Below are 19,781 nucleotides of genomic sequence, written 5' to 3' on the forward strand. Positions count from 1 at the left end.
GCCGGAAAACGCGAGGACATTGGGAGGGAGATACGATTATTAGCCGTAAAGACAAGCAAGCATTGGTGACATTAGTTGAACGCAAAACAGGGCTAGTATTAATTGGGCGCCTCAATCAACGTACCGCCTCCGAAACGAGAGATATGATAATAAAATTGCTAACGCCGTTTAAAAAAATGGTTAAAAGCATCACCATTTGATAATGGAACCGAATTTAATTATCATCATGCTATTGAGCATTATTTAAATACCACCGTGTACTTTGCGGAGCCTTATAAAAGCTGGCAAAGAGGCACAAATGAAAACACCAATGGCTTAATACGTCAGTTTATACCTAAGTCAGCGGCCATTTCATTAGTTGACGACAAACAGATAAAGAAAATACAATATCTATTGAACACACGCCCAAGAAAACGGCATAAGTTTAAAAGCCCTGCCGATTTTTATTCTAAGGAGCTAAGAAGAATTGCACTTCATGGTGTAATCTAGGAATAGATTTAAGCACTTATAGGTTAGTGTTTTTGTTATTATGACTATAAAACGAATGTTAATTTAATTTATCAATTTAAAAACAGCTTAGAAGATTAGCAGTCATATTTCAAAACAATTTCTTCTATGTTTGTAATAAAAACTTTGTTCATGGCGTATTGTGTATGCAATGACGCCACAAATGAATAACGCTAGGTTAGTGCGTTATTCAAGCAATAGCTAAAATAACTTGTACTAAGGTAATTTGATATGATCAATATACCCCTTTACAATATTGACACTTTTTTCAAAGAGTTGTTTTTCATTTTTGTTAAAATCGAGCTTGATCACTTTTTTAATACCATATTGATCTAAAATTGCAGGAACACCAATTGCAACATTTTTACAGCCATACTCTCCGTCTAAAATACAACTAAGCGCTAATGCTCGATGACTATTAGTGAATATATGTTGGCAAATTTCGGTGATAGTGCTAGCTATGCCATATTCGGTACAGTGCTTACGGTTAGCTATTTCAAAGCCCATCTTTCGAGCTTGAGTACCAATATCTTCAAAATCGATTTTGTTTTTTTCTAAATCATTGAGATTAATCCCATAAACCGATGAATGAGACCAAACAGGAAACTGTGAATCACCATGCTCACCGACAATAAAGGCATCAATGCTTTGTGGACCAATATCCATTTTTTCGCCCAATAATCGACGTAAACGTACTGTATCAAGCCATACCCCTGTACCAATGACTCGGTGACGAGGTAAGCCAGATTGTTTCCATACTTGATATGTAATAGCATCGCAAGGATTGGTGGCAATTAAAAATATGCCTTTAAAACCATTTTTCATCATATCAGGTACTATGCTGGCAATGATTTTAGAGGTTCCAGCAAGCTCTTCTACTCGACTTTTTTGAGCTATGCCTGAAGTTACTGTGATAATTGCAATATCAATATCGGCGCAATCGATCGATTCGCGTAAACTGACTTTAACCATATTTTGCCGATAGGCCGCCGCATCTAGTAAATCCTGTGCATGCCCATAGGCTAATTCTTTATTAAGATCAACAAGTGCAATTTCTTCGCAAATTCCTCGATTAACCAGTGTATAAGCCGTTGTTGATCCCACATTACCCACACCGATAATCATCACTTTTCGCAGTTTCATATTAAGCCTCGCTTTATTAAAAAATAAGGTAAAACAACAAATGTTTTTCATAGTATAAAACTAGATTAGTATGATTTAATAAATTATCTTTTCTACTTTAACTATTATTTAAATAGACGGAATTAGCTACTATTTAATTTAGTTTTATATACAATAAACTAACGATATAACTATGTCGTAAATTAATAGAAGTTATAAGTTAATTGAAATCGTGACTTTAAAAAAATTGACTTTTATATTTTAAGTGATAATAATTCTCATTAACATTTTAATTTATTGCTATAAATAATTGGCAATACAGTTTCACTACTATAAGTAATTAAATAGAAAGATATTTGTTTGATTTGTTAGGAATTATCACTGAATTTTGCTATTTGTTTATGAGTTAAACGTTAGGAGTCGCTAATGAAGTTCAATTTTTGGAAAAATCGTAAAATATTATTAAAGGTTATTTTAACTTCGTTAATTATTTTGACAGGTATGCACGAATCTGCACAAGCGTCAGAAAAGAAATTTAAAGTCGTTACTACCTTTACGGTTATTCAAGATATTGCACAAAATGTAGCTGGTGATGCTGCTATAGTAGAGTCAATTACCAAGGTCGGCGCAGAAATTCATGAATACGACCCCACCCCGCAAGATATTACCAAAGTGCTTTCAGCAGATTTAGTGTTATGGAATGGTCTTAATTTAGAGCTTTGGTTTAAACGCTTTTTTGAAGATGTAAAAGATGTCCCATCCGTTGTTGTGACTGAAGGTATTGAGCCAATGCCAATCCGAGAAGGAAGCTATAAAGGTAACCCTAATCCACATGCTTGGATGTCGCCAACACTAGCCTTAATTTATATTGAAAATATTCGCGCGGCATTTGTTAAATATGATCCTAAAAATACGGCTATTTATAATAGAAATGCTGCTGATTATATTGCTAAAATTAAAGCACTTGATGCACCATTACGTGAACGATTGGCCAAAATCCCTGAGTCAAAACGTTGGCTTGTGACCAGCGAAGGAGCTTTTAGTTATCTAGCTCGTGACTATAATTTGAAAGAAGCTTACCTATGGCCAATAAACGCTGAACAACAAGGCACACCTCAGCAAGTTAGGCAATTAATTGATTTAGTGAGAGCAAATGATATTCCTGTCATTTTTAGTGAGAGTACTATTTCAGATAAACCCGCTAAACAAGTGAGCAAAGAAACCGATATTAAATATGGTGGCGTTTTGTATGTCGATTCGCTTTCAACTAAAAATGGTCCTGTTCCAACTTATATTGATTTGTTAAAAGTGACCGTTGAAACTATTGCTAAAGGATTTGAAAAATAATGACTCAAATTTGCTTGAAAGTTGATGATATCACGGTGACTTATAATAATGGCCATACTGCAATTTATGATGCTAGCTTTAGCTTAAACGGTGGTACTATTTGTGCTTTAGTTGGTATTAATGGTAGTGGCAAGTCAACGTTATTTAAAAGCATTATGGGAATGGTTCATCCAACCCGTGGGCGTGTAACTTTTAATGATTTCTCAGTAAAGCAAGCTTTAAAGCAAAATATCATTGCCTATGTGCCACAAACCGAAGAAGTCGATTGGGATTTTCCAGTTCTGGTGTCGGATGTAGTAATGATGGGGCGATACGGGCATATGTCTTTTTTACGTATTCCAAGCAAAGAAGATAAAAAACAAGTTGATATTGCTCTTGAACGTGTGAACATGCTTGATTTTAAGCATCGTCAAATTGGCGAACTTTCTGGTGGGCAAAAAAAACGAGTATTTTTAGCTCGAGCATTAGCTCAACAAGGTAAAGTATTGTTGCTAGATGAGCCCTTTACTGGAGTTGATGTTAAAACCGAAAATGCCATTATTGATTTATTGAAAGATCTGCGAGAAGAAGGCCATTTAATTTTAGTTTCAACCCATAACTTAGGTAGTGTTCCTGAATTTTGTGATCAAGTGGTATTAATTAATCAAACTGTACTGGCCTTTGGTCCAACTAAAACAACTTTTACACCGCAAAATTTAATGACCACCTTTGGTGGTGCACTACGTTACCTTAGTTTATCAGGCGAGAAACTGCATGATGACGAAGATCCTCGTAAAGTATCCATATTAACTGACGATGAGCGTGCTGCTATTTTTTATGGCGAAGGTAAGCATGATTCCCCCCATCGAGATTTATTGATTGACCATTACGATAATAAACCCAAGGGGTAACAATAAATGGAACTTTTACTTGAACCATTTACCTACGATTTTATGCTTAAAGCGATTTGGGTAAGTAGTATTGTTGGCGCTGCTTGTGCTTTTTTATCGGCTTTTTTAATGTTAAAAGGTTGGTCACTAATGGGCGATGCGCTATCGCACTCTGTTGTACCTGGTGTTGCTGGTGCGTATGCACTTGGACTACCTTATTCAATTGGAGCATTTTTTACTGGGTTACTAGCGGCACTTGCAATTACGTTGGTTCGTGCCTTTACACGCTTAAAAGAAGACGCCACTATCGGTTTTATTTTTTCAACCTTTTTTGCTGTCGGTTTGTTAATTATTTCGCTCAATCCAACATCTGTTAACGCACAAACTATTATATTTGGTAATATTCTTGGAATTGATGATAGCGATATGTGGCAAGTGCAAATCATTATTTTGGTATCATTTATACTACTTTTCTTTTTTTGGAAGGATTTGTTAGTTGTCTTTTTTGATGAAACTCATGCCAGATCGATTGGATTAAAACCATTAAAACTAAAAATCCTATTTTTTACTATTTTAAGCGCATGTACCGTTGCAGCATTACAAACAGTTGGGGCTATTTTAGTAATAGCTATGGTTGTTACCCCTGGGGCAACCGCTTACTTACTGACTAATCGATTTTCTCGGCTATTGATTATCTCGGTTCTTATTGGCACTGTAACTAGTGCTGTTGGTGCTTGGATTAGCTACTTTTTAAATGGCGAAACTGGTGGCGTTATTGTAACGCTACAAACGCTGATTTTTATTGCCGCATTTTTATTTGCACCAAAGCAAGGACTTATTGCCAATCATCTTCAGATCCGTAAAAGCCGTTTAAATAAAGGGAGAAAGGTATGACCGAGTTTTGGGAATTTATCTACTATCCTCTGACCCTTCCTCTTATTCAGCGAGCAATTTTAGCTGCACTAGCAACTGGTATAGTTTGTGCTTTGCTTTCTTGCTTTTTAGTTTTAAAAGGCTGGTCATTAATGGGGGATGCAATTTCGCATGCGGTTTTACCTGGAATTGTGCTTGCCTATTTAGCAGGTATTCCCATTATAATTGGTGCTTTTGCTTCAGGCCTATTTTGCTCGGTTGCAACAGGTTACATCAAAGAAAACAGCCGATTGAAAGAAGATACCGTAATGGGGATTGTATTTTCGGGTATGTTTGCTTTTGGTTTAGTATTATTTTCAAAAGTAGATACTTCACAGCATTTAAATCATATCCTATTTGGTAGTGTACTTGGCACTAGTTATGACGAGCTTAAAAAGATCATATTTATTGCTACAATTGTATCAATCTTAGTTATTATAAAACGCCGTGATCTTATGCTTTACTGCTTTGATCCTGTACAAGCTAAAGTTGTTGGACTACCAGTTAAACTATTACATTATGGTTTATTAAGTGTGTTAGCTTTAACCATTGTAGGTTCGTTAAAAATAGCGGGTATGATTTTAGTTATTGCTATGCTGATAGCTCCAAGTATAACTGCTTTTTCGTTAACTAAACGTTTTGAATGGATGTTAGTAATTGCTGTGTTGGTTTCCACAATTTCAACAGTGACGGGCACCTTGATAAGTTATTATGCAGATGCATCAACCAGTGCTTGTATTGTTATTTTGCAGGCAACCATATTTTTATTTTCTCAGGTTTATCAGTTTATTACTAGCAAAAAATTACGCCACTAAAATTATTCTTGTAACTATTGCAAAGAAGCCGTTTTTAGAAATACTTTTTTACAGCTATAAAAAACAGCGTAATGATATTTTTAAGCCATTTTACGCTGTTATTATTAATTTAATTGTTATTCATCATCCAAATATTTACTATTATCTGCATAATTATCAAAACGTGAAAACTGACCTTGGAATTTTAATCGAACTTTACCAATTGGTCCGTTTCGCTGTTTTCCTAGAATAATTTCAGCAATGCCTTTATGTTCTGAGGCTTCGTTATAAACCTCATCACGATAGATAAACATAATCACATCAGCATCTTGTTCGATAGAGCCTGATTCACGTAAATCAGAGTTAACTGGTCTTTTATCGGCTCGTTGCTCCAAACTACGATTAAGCTGAGATAGTGCAACAACAGGAACTTGTAATTCTTTAGCCAAGGCTTTTAGTGAACGCGATATTTCGGCAATTTCTAAAGTACGATTTTCAGAAATATTCGGTACACGCATAAGCTGTAAGTAATCAACCATTATCATACTTAAGCCTTTATGTTCCCGATAAATGCGTCTTGCTCTTGAGCGTAATTCCATTGGCGTTAAACCTGATGAGTCATCAATATAGATGTTTTTCTTTTCGAGCAATAGTCCCATTGTGCTTGAGATTCTTGCCCAATCATCGTCTTGCAGTTGTCCTGTTCGAATTTTTGTTTGGTCAACACGTGAAAGCGAAGCTAGCATACGCATCATGATTTGTTCTGAAGGCATTTCTAAGCTGAATATTAATACTGGTTTTTCCTGTTCTAGCGCAGCATTTTCGCACAAATTCATAGCAAAAGTGGTTTTACCCATTGATGGCCTTGCCGCAATGATAATTAAATCGGAACGCTGCAAACCAGCCGTTTTTTTATCTAAATCGATATAACCTGTTGAAACCCCTGTCACACCATCATGTGGGCGTTGAAACAACTCTTCGATTTTAGCTACCGTTGCTTCTAGCACTTCGGTAATACTTTTTGGACCTTCACCTTGTTTAGTTCGGCTTTCAGCGATTTGAAATATTTTGCTTTCCGCCAAATCTAAAATTTCGGTACTATCTCGCCCTTCTGTTGCATAACAGTTATCAGCAATATCATTTGATGCACTAATTAATTCACGTAAAATCGCTTGTTGGCGAATAATATCACTATAAGCAACAACATTAATCGCACTTGGTGTGTTTTTTGAAAGTTCAGCCAAATAAGCAAAACCACCGACATCAGCTAAAACATCTTTACTTTCAAGGCTTTCAGAAAGGGTAATTAAATCAATTGGTGTACCTTTACTGACCAATGTATGCATTTCAGAAAAAATTAGTTGATGATGACGCGAATAAAAATCGCGATCAGTGATCATTTCAGATACAGCATCCCAACGTTGATTATCAAGCATCAAGCTACCAAGTACTGCTTGTTCAGCTTCAATTGAGTGTGGTGGAAGCTTGATATTATGCAAGTTTGTTTTTTTCGCTTCTTGATTTCTAGAATCTTTATTTGTGCTTGTTCGATCAGTCTTCATTACATTTATCTTTTTAATTTAATTAACTCTTTATTTTTTGCTTATTATCCAACTTATTTTAAAAATAATGGGCCTAATGCTTGGGTTGGTATTTGATATTCTGATGGATAATCCACCTGAACTAAATATAATCCTTCAGGTTTTGCTGTTGCAGCAGCTTTCGTTCTGTCTTTAGCCTGCAAAAGTTCGCTAATCCATTCTGGATGTCGATTACCCGCTCCAACTTCAAGTAAACTGCCCACAATATTACGTACCATATGGTGAACAAACGCGTTAGCTTTAATATCAACAATAATAAATTCACCTTGTCGCCAAACTTCGATATGATGAATATTACGCCAAGGTGTTCTTGATTGGCACTGCGCAGCTCTAAAGGATGAAAAATCATTCTCACCTAATAAATACTGTGCAGCTTGATGCATTAAGGTTTCATCCAAAGGTAAATAATAATGCGATACTCCTTTAGCTAAAATTGCTGTCCGATAACGATGATTATAAATCACATAACGATAACGCCGAGCAGTCGCACTAAACCGCGCATGAAAACTATCATCAACTACTTGTGACCAACGCACCGCAATATTATCAGGTAAATGAGAATTCACTCCCATTGTCCAAGCACTAGCTGATCGCATGGCTTGGGTTTCAAAATGAATAACTTGACCAGTTGCGTGTACACCAGCATCTGTGCGACCAGCACAAAAGACGTTTATTGGTGAATTAGCAATTGTCGATAGTGCTAATTCTAGTCTTTCTTGAATAGAATCAACATACTGCTGTCGTTGCCAGCCAAAGTAATTACTACCATCATATTCAATACCAAGGGCAATTTTATATATAGTCATTAATGAGGATCTCAAGTGTCTCAATTAACATTAATGCACCTAAATAACGAATATTATCAGCAACTGACCAAAATTGAATTTGTTCATAATGGCCGTAACTGTGTCTCAAATTAGCCAATTTAATAGTTAGCTGACCTTCAGATTCTATACTAACTTCGGTCACTGGAGTTGGCAGATTATCGCTTTGCACTTCAACCCCAAACTCGCTAAAACGTGCCATATCTAACTCAATCGGTAAGCTACTTGATACATTAATAGCTTGTGACACCCCATAAAACACAGGCACAATCACTGACTCAATAGAGACAGGAAGTTCATAATTACTTAATATTTTACGAATTTGATTAACTTGTGACTTTTCACCTAATATTGAATCATCATGTTCGTGCGATACGGGTAACAAGTTAAATGCTAATTGCTTGTCAAATAACTGATTATCAACTGGCATGCCGTTTAATAAGCGAGCGCTCTGCCCAGCCAGCTCATCCACTCCTGGCTTACCATACAATGAGGCCGGAATAAAACTGGTGACATGTAAATTGGTTAATAACTCAATATCAGTTAAAGACGCAACACAACGCAATAATTGGCACACTGTGGCACTAGCTACAGCTATAATGTTTTCATTACGGTATTCAGTTAATACATTGTTATTAACTTTAGGTACTACTAATGGAATATGATCCTGCTGAGCAAAATAGCCACTTGCATCAATCACTAAACAACCTGATTCTGCCGCAATTTGTGCATATTTTTCACTTGTTTCATAACCAGCAACAAAAAAGGCAAAATGGCACTTGCTCCAGTCCATTTGTGTACTATCGGTAACAGTTAAATTTTTACCAACAAAACGAACAACTTCACCAGCACTATTATCACTACCGACCAAATAGAGATTTTCAATTTTTAGACTATTGTCTTGTAAACTACGTTGTTGTAATAATTCAACTAGCGCAGAACCCACTTGTCCTGTCGCCCCCACAATAGCAATATTCCATGCAGACATATTTATAAACCCAAATAAAAAAATTAACGGTAATTATATCACTATATTGTCAAAGATAGCGGAAAAAGATATTTTTCAATTTTGGAACACAGATCGACAAAACAAAATCTGATCCCTTACAAATTAGCTTAATATCCGTAAAGTAATAACCCACTTTAATCAAAATTTATTCGTTAATATGACAAAAATCACTCTATCGGATATTGCTACAAAAGCTAATGTTTCAGTTGCTTCGGTTTCAAGAGTATTAAAAAAACCACATTTAACTTCCCCTCAAGCTCAACTACGCGTTTATCAAGCTATTGAGGAATTAAATATAGATACATCAAAAAATTTAAAACCCTTTCAATCAATACATAACAGTAGAAAGATATTAATTATTGATAATCAACTTTTTTCAAAAAGTTTAATCAATCTTGGGTTAGAACAAGCTTTGAAAAAAGAGCAGTATCAACTGTTTTATTTGCAGTTTCCTTATAATAATAGAAACGATATCCATCATATTATTCGTTATGTAGCCCAAAATGCATTTGACGGTATTATCATTATCAATGATGCTCCATATTTAAAAACACTGGTTTCTTATAAAGATACATTACCACCCATTGTGTTAGTTAATCACTTTTCGCTTGATTTTATTTGCGTTCACTTTGATCATTTATTGATCGGATATCAAATGACGAAATATTTAACTGAAAATTCTCATACCAAAGTTGCTATTTTGCTTAATAATGACCAATTGATAAATTCAGCACTTCAGCTACAAGGTTATAAACAAGCATTGCTACGTGCCAATATTGTTATTGAGCCTCGATATATTATTCAAGGTTGTTTTACTTATCAACATGCCAGATCAGCAATAAAAAAATTAATAAACGGCAGTAAATCGCCATCAGCCGTCATTTGTGCCGATAATTTTAGCTTAACCTATTTAGATGAAATTTATTATAAAGACCTACACAATCAATCTCCTGATAGCATGGTTTTAGGGGCGTTACATCAAGCCAATGAAAGTAAATCAAAACTGACTCAACCTCTCACTATCTCTTATTTTAGCTCTTCTAAAGAACTTAAATATAATGAATTAGATAATTTATGTAGAATTAATAAACCACTATTTAAAATGGGACAACAGTCTGCAACTTTACTATGTGATATTATTAAAGACACAAAAAAGTCTATTAAACACAATAAAATTATCAATGTTGAATCGATGTTTTACTAATACGTGTACTATCTTTAAAAAGATATTCCCTATTTTGTTTTTGCTCGCTTTCATTGCAAATAATTATCTTACCTTCTGATATTGCAGAGAGTAAAAATAATTCAGGAGTCTAGACCGTTTAATTTTATTGAGATCTGATATCACATTAGCGCTTGGCAAATTGAAATAAGGAGGGTTATAAACAAGGCAAAGTATAGCCGTAATCTTTTTCCCAGATAGTAAGCTTTTAAGTTGAATAGCCGTTTATTAAATTTCATCCATTATCATTTACAGAACTTTACCCAAAGTGAATAAATTAATATGAAATTTCAATATTCGAGTATTTTTAATATAAAATTATATAAAATTCGGTGATTAAATTGCCTTTCACCTTTAATTAGCAAATACACAAAATTTAGAATTAACTCTAAAAACAAGATAATTTTTCCAAATAACCTTTATTTACACCATTTAAGATATTAGATAGCAATTATTATGTTTGTTTAAATGTTCGCTTTATTGGTAAACGGAGTTAAATCAGTACATAAAAAGAGGGAAGCATCCCTCTTTTTTTACGCTCCAGCTCTGTAATTTGGTGGTTCTTTGGTGATAAGTACATCGTGCACATGGCTTTCTTTCATTCCAGCACCAGTAATGCGATAGAATTTAGGTTTAGTTCTTAACTCATCAATTGTTGCGCAACCGGTCAATCCCATACAAGATCTTAATCCCCCCATTTGTTGATGAACTATTTCTTTTAGTAAACCTTTGTAGGCAATACGACCTTCTATACCCTCTGGCACAAGTTTATCAGCAGCATTGTCAGTTTGGAAATAACGGTCAGAAGATCCTTTTGTCATTGCACCAAGCGAACCCATTCCACGATATGATTTATATGCTCTGCCTTGGAATAGTTCAATTTCACCTGGCGCTTCTTCAGTACCTGCAAACATTGAACCAACCATTACACAAGATGCACCTGCTGCAATAGCTTTAGCAATATCACCTGAATATCGAATTCCACCATCAGCAATAACAGGAATGTTGTGTTTTTGTGCAATTTCGACAGCATCCATTATGGCGCTGATTTGAGGTACGCCAACACCAGTTACAATGCGTGTTGTACAAATTGAGCCGGGGCCAATTCCTACTTTAACGGCGTTAACACCTGCATCAATTAAGGCTTTAGCTCCTTCTGCTGTGGCGATGTTACCGCCAATAATTTGTAAATCTGGATAGGACTTTCTTGCTTGACGAATACGCTCAAGTACGCCTTCTGAATGGCCGTGCGATGAGTCAATCAATAATACATCTACACCTGCTTCTACTAATGCTGCAATCCGCTCTTCATTACCAGCTGCTGCGCCAACAGCGGCTCCAACACGCAAACGACCTTGCTTGTCTTTACAAGCATTAGGTTTTTGTTCAGCTTTGTTATAATCTTTGACGGTAATCATACCTTTTAGGTGGAATCGACCATCAACAACAAGGACTTTTTCAACCCGGTATTCGTGCATTTTTTGCAGCACGATTTCACGTTGTTCACCTTCATTTACAGTCACTAAGCGTTCTTTCGGTGTCATCACCGCAGTAACAGGTAAAGAAAGATCCGTTGCAAATCGTACATCGCGTGCGGTAATAATGCCAACTAGTTCTTGAGTTTCAGTCACAACTGGAAACCCTGCAAAACCATACTCTTTAGCTAGTTCGATAACTTGCTTTATAGTTGCAGTTGGTAGAACTGATACAGGATCTTGTACTATGCCGCTTTCATGTTTCTTAACACGTCTTACATGATTGGCTTGATTTTCAATTGACATATTTTTATGAATAAACCCAATACCACCTTCTTGAGCAAGTGCAATAGCTAAATCAGATTCAGTTACAGTATCCATTGCGGCAGAAATCATTGGAATATTGAGCTTGATGGTTTGGGTTAATTGAGTACTAATATCAGCAGTGTTAGGTAATACAGTTGAGTGAGCTGGAACTAATAACACGTCGTCAAACGTGAGAGCTTCTTTGACTATACGGGACATGACAATATTCACCATTGAGTTAAATTGTTGATAAAATATTGCCGAGACATTCTACTTACTTTTAACTTAAAAGGCTAGAAAAATTTTATTAATATTGAAATAAAAAAGTAAATAAAAATACAATAGAATTAAATATAAGTGAAGATATATTGAAAACACCTCACCAATTCAATAAAACTGGTGAGGTAAAAATCAGCTCTTAATGTTTTATTAAATAAGCATATTAATAGCTAAACATCCTACTAATCCACAAACAGAAATTGTAGTTTCTAATAGTGACCAAGATTTCATGGTTTCAGCAATACTTAAATTGAAATATTCTTTAAATAACCAAAATCCAGGATCATTAACGTGCGAAAATACAACACTTCCAGCTCCTGTTGCAATAACCATCAGTTCAGGACTTACCCCTGTTGAAGCAATGAGAGGGAACACAATGCCTCCTGCTGTCAACGCAGCAACAGTCGCAGAACCAAGCGCTAATCGAAGCAATGCCGCAATTAACCAAGCCATTACAATAGGTGAAATATTCGATGAATGCATCATTTGTTCAATGTAAACTTTTACACCACTATCAACAAGCACTTGTTTAAATGCTCCGCCTCCACCAATAATTAATAACATCATGGCAATAATTTTGATTGAATCAACTAGAGTAGCATTAACTTCAGCCATGGAGCGTCCACGTAAAAGGCCAAATGTAAATACAGCAACTAATACAGAAATCAAAGTTGCAATGACTGGATCACCTAGAAATTCTACATAAGGTAACACTGCATGTCCTTTATCTAAAGTCATATCGCAAACCGCACGAATTGACATTAAAATAACTGGAATTAAAGCGGTAAAAACACTGACTGCAAAGCTTGGCATTTGCTCATCAGTAAATTTTTTAGAATTATATAAGCCTTCTTCAATTGGATGATTAATTACGCGAATAAATGGTAATCTTGCTAATACAGGTCCAGCTAAAATTACCGTTGGGATACCGATGATAGTACCATAGAGTAAGGTACGTCCCATATCTGCTTTAAAAATTTCAGCAATAGCTGTAGGACCAGGATGAGGAGGTAAAAAGCCATGGGTCACAGATAAAGCCGCAGCCATAGGAATACCAATATATAGTGGCGATATACGTAACGTTGCGGCAATAGTTAATACTAATGGTAATAAAAGAACAAACCCAACTTCATAGAAAAGTGCAAAACCAACAATAAAACCAGTAAGTGTAACCGCCCATTGGATTTTCTTGTCACCAAATGTTTCAATTAGCGTTGTTGCGATACGTTGAGCTCCACCACAATCGGCCAATAATTTTCCCAACATTGCTCCAAAGCCCATAATTAAGGCTAAACTACCAAGCGTACCACCGACTCCATTTTTTATGGATTTCACCACATCCATAACTGGCATGCCTTCCATTACACCAACACTTAGCGCAACTAGAATTAGAGCAATAAAACCATTGACTCGAAGTGGTAACATTAAAATAAGTAGCAGTGCTACACCAATAGCAATTATTATTAACGGCATAAATAGATCCTCTAAAATAAAATATCCCTTGTTATCGGTAACATGCTAAATTATAGAGAAATTTAAAAAAAATACAGGGAAGAAATATCTAAAATGAGAATTTGATCACATTTTTAAAATGAATCTGATTTTTGTGCCATTAATATATAATTTATATCCACATTTGGACTTAATTTGAACTGATTTTTAAATAAAAGATATTCCATACCAATAATAGCTTCTACATCTAATTTTGCTTGCTCAACAAGCGCCATTAACTCCGATGGGCGAATGAAGCGATTAAAGTCGTGCGTACCTTTGGGCACTAAGCGAGCAATATATTCTGCTCCATAAATCAATAACAATTTTGCTTTATGATTACGGTTAATAGTCGATAAAAATAGTTTACCTCCTGGTTTAAGCAATTTTGCACAGGCTTGTATGACAGAAAAAGGATCAGGTACATGTTCTAATAACTCCATACAAGTAATGACATCATACTTGGCAGGATGTTGTTGTGCATGTTTTTCAACCGTTTGCTTTTGATAATCGATCGTAAGGCCATTTTGTTCGGCATGAATTTTGGCAACGGTAAGCGATTCATCAGCAAGATCAATGGCGGTAACATTTGCCTCTAATTTAGCTAGGCTTTCAGATAATATCCCACCCCCACAGCCAACATCAAGCACAAATTTGTTGGTTAGTGATCCACATTTTTGTTTTATATAATCCACACGTAATGGATTGATGATGTGTAACGGTTTGCATTTACCATTTGGGTTCCACCAATCGGCAGCAAGTTGTGAAAATTTGTTGATTTCGTTTTGGTCGATGTTTTGTGACATAGTGGCTCTTTGATATCAGTAAAATCTAAAATTAACTATATGCTATGTTGTTGCGATTATCAATAAATCAGCCTGATTAATCTTGTTTATCAAAAAATAACATATTAAACACTGCTGTTTACTATATAATTTGTCCTACAAAAAGATTATTACGTCAATTAATGAGACAAAGAGAAGGAATCGGTCTTAAATATATTTATTTAGTTCAAAACATATCATAATTTTTAACAAATATAATTGACTTTGCCTTTAATTGGCGATGTTGTTATTTTTTATTGCAGATTTCTCCTTTTTGAGTATTTTAAAAATGTTTAATATGACATATTGATTAGTATAATCGTTTAAAAAAATAAATATGATACATTCCTATCGCTACTCGCTAAAAATTTATACGGATATAACCAATAACTTGCATAATATCTTGTTTATAGAAGTATTTCATGGCATGATTAAAATTTCATTTATAAAATGACACACTTTTTTCACAACGCTAAATTAAACTAATTAAGATTAAAGGAAACAATATTAATGAGTACGGGTACTATGAAAAAAAGTCACTCACAGTGGAGTTCGCGCATGGGATTTATGCTTGCCGCTGCTGGTTCTGCTGTTGGGTTAGGTAATATTTGGAAATTCCCCTATATGGCTGGCGAAATGGGCGGCTCTGCGTTTGTGCTTACCTATTTACTATTTATGTTTGTAATTGGCTTACCAATTTTAGTTTTAGAATGGTTAATTGGGCGTCGAGGGCAAAAAAATCCAATTCATACTATGGAAGATGTGGCTGTTTCAGAAGGCCGTTCTAAATCATGGCGCTGGGTTGGTATCATTGGTGTAGTAGGTTCTTTTTTAATCCTATCATTTTATAGTGTTATCGGGGGGTGGGCGACTGATTACATTGTTTTAGCAGCCCAAGGTTCTTTCGAAGGTGCTAATGGCGAAGCTACTGGTCAACTTTTTACCCATTTCCTTGGCAATGTTAACAGTCTACTAACTTGGCACACCGTATTTATGTTTGCTACAGCATTTATTGTTGCTCTTGGTGTTGGTGCTGGTTTAGAACGCGGTTGTAAATTGATGATGCCTGGGCTCGGAGTGTTATTACTTGTTTTAGTTGGTTATGCTGCTTATGTTAGCGGTCCATCTTTTTATGATGCTTTTAAATTTTTGTTCACTCCTAATTGGTCTGCAATTAACGGTACAGCAGTATTGGCAGCATTGGGACATGCATTTTTTAGTCTATCTTTAGGTATGGGTATTATGATGGCATATGGTTCTTATCTGGGTTCAGATGTGAACTTACTATCAACTGCACGTACTGTAGTTATTTTAGATGTAATTGTGGCGATGCTATCTGGTATGGCGATTTTCCCACTGGTATTTGCTAACGGTTTACAACCTGGTGAAGGTCCAGGACTTATTTTTGTCACCTTACCGATTGCTTTTGGTAATATGGCTGGCGGCACTGTTTTAGGTGTTTTATTCTTTATTTTTCTTACTTTTGCTGCATTAACTTCTTCTATTTCATTACTTGAACCAACAGTTGAATTGTTAGAAGAAAAAACACCATTGGGTAGAAAATCAGCAACAATTTTAAGTAGTTTAGTTATTTGGGCATTAGGTATCGCATGTATTTTATCATTTAATGAATGGGCTGAAGTGAAACTATTTGGTAAAAATATATTTGATTTGCTTGATTACTTAACTAGTAAAATAATGTTACCTGTTACAGGTTTAGGCACTGTGATATTTGGTGCTTGGATGATGAACCAAAAACGTATCCGCGAAGAATTAAATTTAAATAATTTCTGGTTTAACATTTGGACTGTTTTATCACGATTCGTTATTCCAGTTGCTGTTATTTTAATTCTTGTTTATGGATTTATGTAGCTTTTATTAATTTAAAACAACTTTTAATTAAAAAGCCTTGACCTCTTTAAGGCTTTTTTTGTTCTCTTTTTGCATTTTTAACAAAAAATAACCAAACAATGAATAAATGTCTTACCCCCCTATTGAAATCTTTTTTTTTACTCCCATATAGCAATACATCAATAAATCAAACCATTATGTTAATTTTATTCAGTTAATCTAACAGGCAATGCGCTATTAAATGAGCAAAATGATAAAAGTTAGTTAATAACAAATCATTTTCGTCATTAGAATTAATTGAATTGACTAAATATAATAGAGGAACTAGTCAATGAGTAAGCAAGGCACTGAAACTCGTGGATTTCAATCCGAAGTTAAACAAATTCTACATTTAATGATTCACTCTTTATACTCAAATAAAGAGATTTTTTTAAGAGAACTTATTTCAAACGCATCCGATGCAGCCGACAAACTTCGATTTAAAGCGTTAGAAAATCCAGATCTATATGCTGGCGATGGTGAACTTGGTGTGCGTATTTCGACCAATAAAGAGGCAGGCACTTTGACTATTGCCGATAATGGTATTGGTATGACTCGTGATGAAGTGATTGAAAACTTAGGTACTATTGCTAAATCAGGTACCAAAGCATTTTTAGAGTCTATTGGTAGCGTTCAAGCCAAAGATAGCCAACTAATTGGTCAGTTTGGTGTAGGTTTTTATTCTGCTTTTATCGTTGCCGATAAAGTCACAGTTAGAACGCGCGCAGCCGTCGCAAAAGCCGGCGAAGCAGTTATGTGGGAGTCAACAGGTGAAGGTGAATATACTATATCAGATGATAATAAAGAAACTCGTGGTACAGAAATTACTTTACACTTAAAAGAAGATGAAAAAGAGTTTTTAGACGATTGGCGTTTACGCTCTATTATCAGTAAATATTCTGATCACATTCCACTGCCTGTTGAAGTACAAACTACTGATGAAAAAAGCAAAGAAGTCAAATGGGAAAAGGTTAACAAAGCACAAGCTCTATGGACTCGTAGTAAATCAGAAGTGACTGACGAGGAATATAAAGAGTTTTATAAACATTTATCACACGACTTTGCCGATCCATTAAGTTGGAGTCATAACCGTGTTGAAGGTAAACAAGAATATACTAGCTTACTTTATATTCCAGCAAAAGCGCCTTGGGATATGTGGAATCGTGATAATAAACACGGCTTAAAACTGTATGTACAACGTGTATTTATTATGGATGATGCTGAACAATTTATGCCTAACTATTTACGTTTTATAAAAGGCTTAATTGATTCAAATGATTTGCCATTAAATGTATCGCGCGAAATTTTGCAAGATAACAAAATCACCCAAAACTTACGTAATGCATGTACTAAGCGTGTGTTACAAATGCTTGAAAAACTTGCTAAAGACGATAAAGAACAGTATCAACAGTTCTGGAGTGAATTTGGTTTAGTATTAAAAGAAGGTACTGGTGAAGACTTTGCCAACCGTGAAGCAATTGCAAAATTACTCCGTTTTGCGTCAACTCATAGCGATAGCGATGCGCAAACAATATCACTAGAAGATTACATTAGCCGAATGCAAGAAGGTCAAGAAAAGATCTACTATATTACCGCTGATAGCTATGGTGCGGCAAAAAATAGTCCTCATCTTGAGCTATTCCGTAAAAAAGGTATTGAAGTATTGTTATTATCCGATCGTATTGATGAATGGATGATGAGTAACTTAACTGAATTTGATGGCAAACAGTTCCAATCTATCAGTAAATCAGACGAATCAATCGAAAAATTAGCTGATCAAGATAGTGAACAGCAAAAGCAAGTTGAAAAAGAACTTGTGCCATTTATTGAACGAGTTAAAACTACATTAGGCGATAAAGTGAAAGAAGTAAAATTAACGCATCGCTTAACTGATACACCTGCGATTGTTACCACTGCTGCCGACGAAATGAGCACACAAATGGCTAAATTGTTTGCAGCAGCAGGTCAAAAAGCACCAGAAATCAAATACACGTTTGAAATCAACCCAGATCATAAGCTGGTTAAACGTATTGCTGATACGCAAGATGAAAGCGCATTTAACGATTGGGTAGAACTACTACTAGATCAGGCCTTACTTGCTGAAAAAGGTTCACTTAGCGATCCAAGTAAATTTATTCAAACAATGAATAAATTATTAGCACAATAATAAAATAATAGACTAATCAGCCTCGATACATTAACCCTATCGGGGCTTTTTTATAGTAAAAGAAAAACAATATTTTTTAAAATATGATATTTATCACATTTCTTTATATTTTTGCTTCCGATTTTTCTATGACTATTCATAATAAATAGACATATATAATTAATCATACCCAATGAAAGTTTATAAAATATTAAACAACAATGTTATTGTTACACTTGATGCTAAAGGTAATGAATTAATTGTTACTGGTCGTGGAATTGGATTTAAAAAACGTGAAGGTGACTTAATTGATACAAGTCTCATAGAGAAGCAGTTTTCACTCGATAATAAAGAAACATACCCTAAATTTGAAGAATTGCTTTCAAAGATTTCTTTTGAAGTGTTAACCACATCTGAAATTATTATTAATCATGCAAAACAATGCATAGATAGCAAATTACAAGACAGCATTTATATTTCGCTGACCGACCATATCCATTTTGCTATTGAGCGCCATAAACAAGGTTTTGATATTCCTAATGGATTTCTATGGGAAATCAAAAAGTTTTACCCTAAAGAGTTTCAAATCGGTTTGTATGCCTTATCAATAATAAAAGAACGATTATCAATTGAATTACCAGAAGACGAAGCTGGTTTTATTACTTTTCATATTATCAATGCGCAATTAAATGACACAATGCCCAATATTGTTAATATGACTAAAATCATGCACGAAATTCTTAATATAGTGAAATATCACTTTAACTTTGAATATGACGAAAATTGCCTATCTTATCAACGTTTTGTTACTCATTTAAAATTTTTTGCTCACCGTATTTTAAGCCACAGCAAGCAAACACAACAAGATAATTCTTTGTATGAATTAGTACGACAAAAATACGAACTAGCCTATCTTTGTACTAAACAGATAGATTTACATTTAATACAACAATATCAACATCCACTTTCTGATGACGATAGTCTCTATTTAACTATTCATATTGAACGATTACGAACTGAACTGAAAAATCAATAATGTGATATAACTCACATTTTAATCATTATATTTAAACAAACTATATCCATTATTCTTAAATCATGCTAATTTTATTAAATCATTTTTGGATTGTTATTGCATAGAAAAGCAATTAGCTATGCGAGCA

The 19,781-nt window shown here is 34.8% G+C and carries 16 protein-coding genes and 1 pseudogene; 10 read left to right on the forward strand and 7 right to left on the reverse strand.

Translation table 11 applies throughout. The features are described 5' to 3' along the window. Nucleotides 1–200, forward strand: a pseudogene (locus tag A9G37_RS12785) (IS30 family transposase); the annotation flags it as partial. 31 nt (nucleotides 201–231) lie between these two features. After that, nucleotides 232–489, forward strand: coding sequence for an IS30 family transposase (locus A9G37_RS12490; protein ID WP_255306846.1), 258 nt, complete (start codon nucleotides 232–234; stop codon nucleotides 487–489). Nucleotides 490–723: 234 nt separating this feature from the next. Here A9G37_RS12490 and A9G37_RS03445 read toward each other — a convergent pair whose 3' ends face one another. Next, a complete protein-coding gene (locus tag A9G37_RS03445; protein WP_065574633.1) occupies nucleotides 724–1,650 on the reverse strand; it encodes an L-lactate dehydrogenase in 927 nt (308 codons plus the stop codon). A gap of 480 nt (nucleotides 1,651–2,130) precedes the next feature. On the opposite strand from A9G37_RS03445, the gene A9G37_RS03450 reads away from it, so the two are divergent. Genes A9G37_RS03450 through A9G37_RS03465 form a run of 4 tightly spaced genes read left to right on the forward strand, consistent with a single transcriptional unit; the run spans nucleotide 2,131 to nucleotide 5,572 of the window. After that, nucleotides 2,131–2,976 (forward strand): metal ABC transporter substrate-binding protein, encoded by an 846-nt coding sequence (locus tag A9G37_RS03450; protein WP_065574643.1) that lies wholly within the window; start codon nucleotides 2,131–2,133, stop codon nucleotides 2,974–2,976. After that, nucleotides 2,976–3,866: a manganese/iron ABC transporter ATP-binding protein gene (locus tag A9G37_RS03455; RefSeq protein WP_051634116.1), complete on the forward strand. Its 891-nt coding sequence runs from the start codon at nucleotides 2,976–2,978 to the stop codon at nucleotides 3,864–3,866. Before A9G37_RS03450 ends, A9G37_RS03455 begins: the two co-directional genes overlap by 1 nt. A 6-nt stretch (nucleotides 3,867–3,872) precedes the next feature. Beyond that, nucleotides 3,873–4,739, forward strand: coding sequence for a metal ABC transporter permease (locus A9G37_RS03460; RefSeq protein WP_065560161.1), 867 nt, complete (start codon nucleotides 3,873–3,875; stop codon nucleotides 4,737–4,739). Continuing rightward, the gene (locus A9G37_RS03465) at nucleotides 4,736–5,572 is read left to right on the forward strand and encodes a metal ABC transporter permease (protein WP_065574634.1); all 837 of its coding nucleotides are present in this window, start codon (nucleotides 4,736–4,738) and stop codon (nucleotides 5,570–5,572) included. The genes A9G37_RS03460 and A9G37_RS03465 overlap by 4 nt, the downstream gene beginning before the upstream one ends. Nucleotides 5,573–5,688: 116 nt before the next feature. Here the strand turns inward: A9G37_RS03465 and dnaB are convergent, their stop codons facing one another. Genes dnaB through A9G37_RS03480 form a run of 3 tightly spaced genes read right to left on the reverse strand, consistent with a single transcriptional unit; the run spans nucleotide 5,689 to nucleotide 8,964 of the window. Next, the gene (gene dnaB / locus A9G37_RS03470; protein WP_065574635.1) at nucleotides 5,689–7,113 is read right to left on the reverse strand and encodes a replicative DNA helicase; all 1,425 of its coding nucleotides are present in this window, start codon (nucleotides 7,111–7,113) and stop codon (nucleotides 5,689–5,691) included. A 53-nt stretch (nucleotides 7,114–7,166) separates the two neighbouring features. Then, the gene (truA, locus tag A9G37_RS03475) at nucleotides 7,167–7,958 is read right to left on the reverse strand and encodes a tRNA pseudouridine(38-40) synthase TruA (protein ID WP_065574636.1); all 792 of its coding nucleotides are present in this window, start codon (nucleotides 7,956–7,958) and stop codon (nucleotides 7,167–7,169) included. Continuing rightward, the gene (locus tag A9G37_RS03480) at nucleotides 7,945–8,964 is read right to left on the reverse strand and encodes an aspartate-semialdehyde dehydrogenase (RefSeq protein ID WP_065574637.1); all 1,020 of its coding nucleotides are present in this window, start codon (nucleotides 8,962–8,964) and stop codon (nucleotides 7,945–7,947) included. The genes truA and A9G37_RS03480 overlap by 14 nt, the downstream gene beginning before the upstream one ends. A gap of 178 nt (nucleotides 8,965–9,142) precedes the next feature. On the opposite strand from A9G37_RS03480, the gene A9G37_RS03485 reads away from it, so the two are divergent. Next, nucleotides 9,143–10,189 carry a LacI family DNA-binding transcriptional regulator gene (locus tag A9G37_RS03485; RefSeq protein WP_065574638.1) on the forward strand — a complete coding sequence of 349 codons (1,047 nt, stop codon included), beginning with the start codon at nucleotides 9,143–9,145 and terminating at the stop codon, nucleotides 10,187–10,189. A gap of 551 nt (nucleotides 10,190–10,740) precedes the next feature. Here A9G37_RS03485 and guaB read toward each other — a convergent pair. From guaB to ubiG, 3 genes are all read right to left on the reverse strand, one after another. After that, on the reverse strand, nucleotides 10,741–12,207 hold the full coding sequence (guaB, locus tag A9G37_RS03490) for an IMP dehydrogenase (RefSeq protein ID WP_065574639.1): 1,467 nt from the start codon (nucleotides 12,205–12,207) through the stop codon (nucleotides 10,741–10,743). A gap of 210 nt (nucleotides 12,208–12,417) precedes the next feature. Continuing rightward, nucleotides 12,418–13,758 carry a gluconate transporter gene (gene gntT, locus A9G37_RS03495; RefSeq protein WP_335340539.1) on the reverse strand — a complete coding sequence of 447 codons (1,341 nt, stop codon included), beginning with the start codon at nucleotides 13,756–13,758 and terminating at the stop codon, nucleotides 12,418–12,420. 95 nt (nucleotides 13,759–13,853) lie between these two features. Continuing rightward, the gene (gene ubiG / locus A9G37_RS03500; protein WP_034909869.1) at nucleotides 13,854–14,564 is read right to left on the reverse strand and encodes a bifunctional 2-polyprenyl-6-hydroxyphenol methylase/3-demethylubiquinol 3-O-methyltransferase UbiG; all 711 of its coding nucleotides are present in this window, start codon (nucleotides 14,562–14,564) and stop codon (nucleotides 13,854–13,856) included. 543 nt (nucleotides 14,565–15,107) lie between these two features. Here ubiG and A9G37_RS03505 point away from each other — a divergent pair. The 3 genes from A9G37_RS03505 (at nucleotide 15,108) to licT (ending at nucleotide 19,654) form a co-directional block, all read left to right on the forward strand. Next, entirely contained in the window at nucleotides 15,108–16,454 is a 1,347-nt protein-coding gene (locus A9G37_RS03505; RefSeq protein ID WP_034909952.1) for a sodium-dependent transporter, read from the forward strand. Between the two features lie 310 nt (nucleotides 16,455–16,764). Further along, nucleotides 16,765–18,639: a molecular chaperone HtpG gene (htpG, locus tag A9G37_RS03510; RefSeq protein ID WP_065574641.1), complete on the forward strand. Its 1,875-nt coding sequence runs from the start codon at nucleotides 16,765–16,767 to the stop codon at nucleotides 18,637–18,639. A 172-nt stretch (nucleotides 18,640–18,811) separates the two neighbouring features. After that, a complete protein-coding gene (licT, locus tag A9G37_RS03515; RefSeq protein ID WP_065574642.1) occupies nucleotides 18,812–19,654 on the forward strand; it encodes a BglG family transcription antiterminator LicT in 843 nt (280 codons plus the stop codon). The last annotated feature ends 127 nt before the right edge of the window (nucleotides 19,655–19,781 follow it).

The organism is Gilliamella sp. GillExp13 (assembly GCF_001690815.1).
Lineage (GTDB): Bacteria > Pseudomonadota > Gammaproteobacteria > Enterobacterales > Orbaceae > Gilliamella > Gilliamella bombi.

What these genes read in the sequence shown, in the direction of transcription:
- A9G37_RS03445 (WP_065574633.1), bottom strand. Translation starts at nt 1,650, where the DNA reads ATGAAACTGCGAAAAGTGATGATTATCGGTGTGGGTAATGTGGGATCA.
- A9G37_RS03450 (WP_065574643.1), top strand. Translation starts at nt 2,131, where the DNA reads ATGCACGAATCTGCACAAGCGTCAGAAAAGAAATTTAAAGTCGTTACT.
- A9G37_RS03455 (WP_051634116.1), top strand. Translation starts at nt 2,976, where the DNA reads ATGACTCAAATTTGCTTGAAAGTTGATGATATCACGGTGACTTATAAT.
- A9G37_RS03460 (WP_065560161.1), top strand. Translation starts at nt 3,873, where the DNA reads ATGGAACTTTTACTTGAACCATTTACCTACGATTTTATGCTTAAAGCG.
- A9G37_RS03465 (WP_065574634.1), top strand. Translation starts at nt 4,736, where the DNA reads ATGACCGAGTTTTGGGAATTTATCTACTATCCTCTGACCCTTCCTCTT.
- dnaB (WP_065574635.1), bottom strand. Translation starts at nt 7,113, where the DNA reads ATGAAGACTGATCGAACAAGCACAAATAAAGATTCTAGAAATCAAGAA.
- truA (WP_065574636.1), bottom strand. Translation starts at nt 7,958, where the DNA reads ATGACTATATATAAAATTGCCCTTGGTATTGAATATGATGGTAGTAAT.
- A9G37_RS03480 (WP_065574637.1), bottom strand. Translation starts at nt 8,964, where the DNA reads ATGTCTGCATGGAATATTGCTATTGTGGGGGCGACAGGACAAGTGGGT.
- A9G37_RS03485 (WP_065574638.1), top strand. Translation starts at nt 9,143, where the DNA reads ATGACAAAAATCACTCTATCGGATATTGCTACAAAAGCTAATGTTTCA.
- guaB (WP_065574639.1), bottom strand. Translation starts at nt 12,207, where the DNA reads ATGTCCCGTATAGTCAAAGAAGCTCTCACGTTTGACGACGTGTTATTA.
- ubiG (WP_034909869.1), bottom strand. Translation starts at nt 14,564, where the DNA reads ATGTCACAAAACATCGACCAAAACGAAATCAACAAATTTTCACAACTT.
- A9G37_RS03505 (WP_034909952.1), top strand. Translation starts at nt 15,108, where the DNA reads ATGAAAAAAAGTCACTCACAGTGGAGTTCGCGCATGGGATTTATGCTT.
- htpG (WP_065574641.1), top strand. Translation starts at nt 16,765, where the DNA reads ATGAGTAAGCAAGGCACTGAAACTCGTGGATTTCAATCCGAAGTTAAA.
- licT (WP_065574642.1), top strand. Translation starts at nt 18,812, where the DNA reads ATGAAAGTTTATAAAATATTAAACAACAATGTTATTGTTACACTTGAT.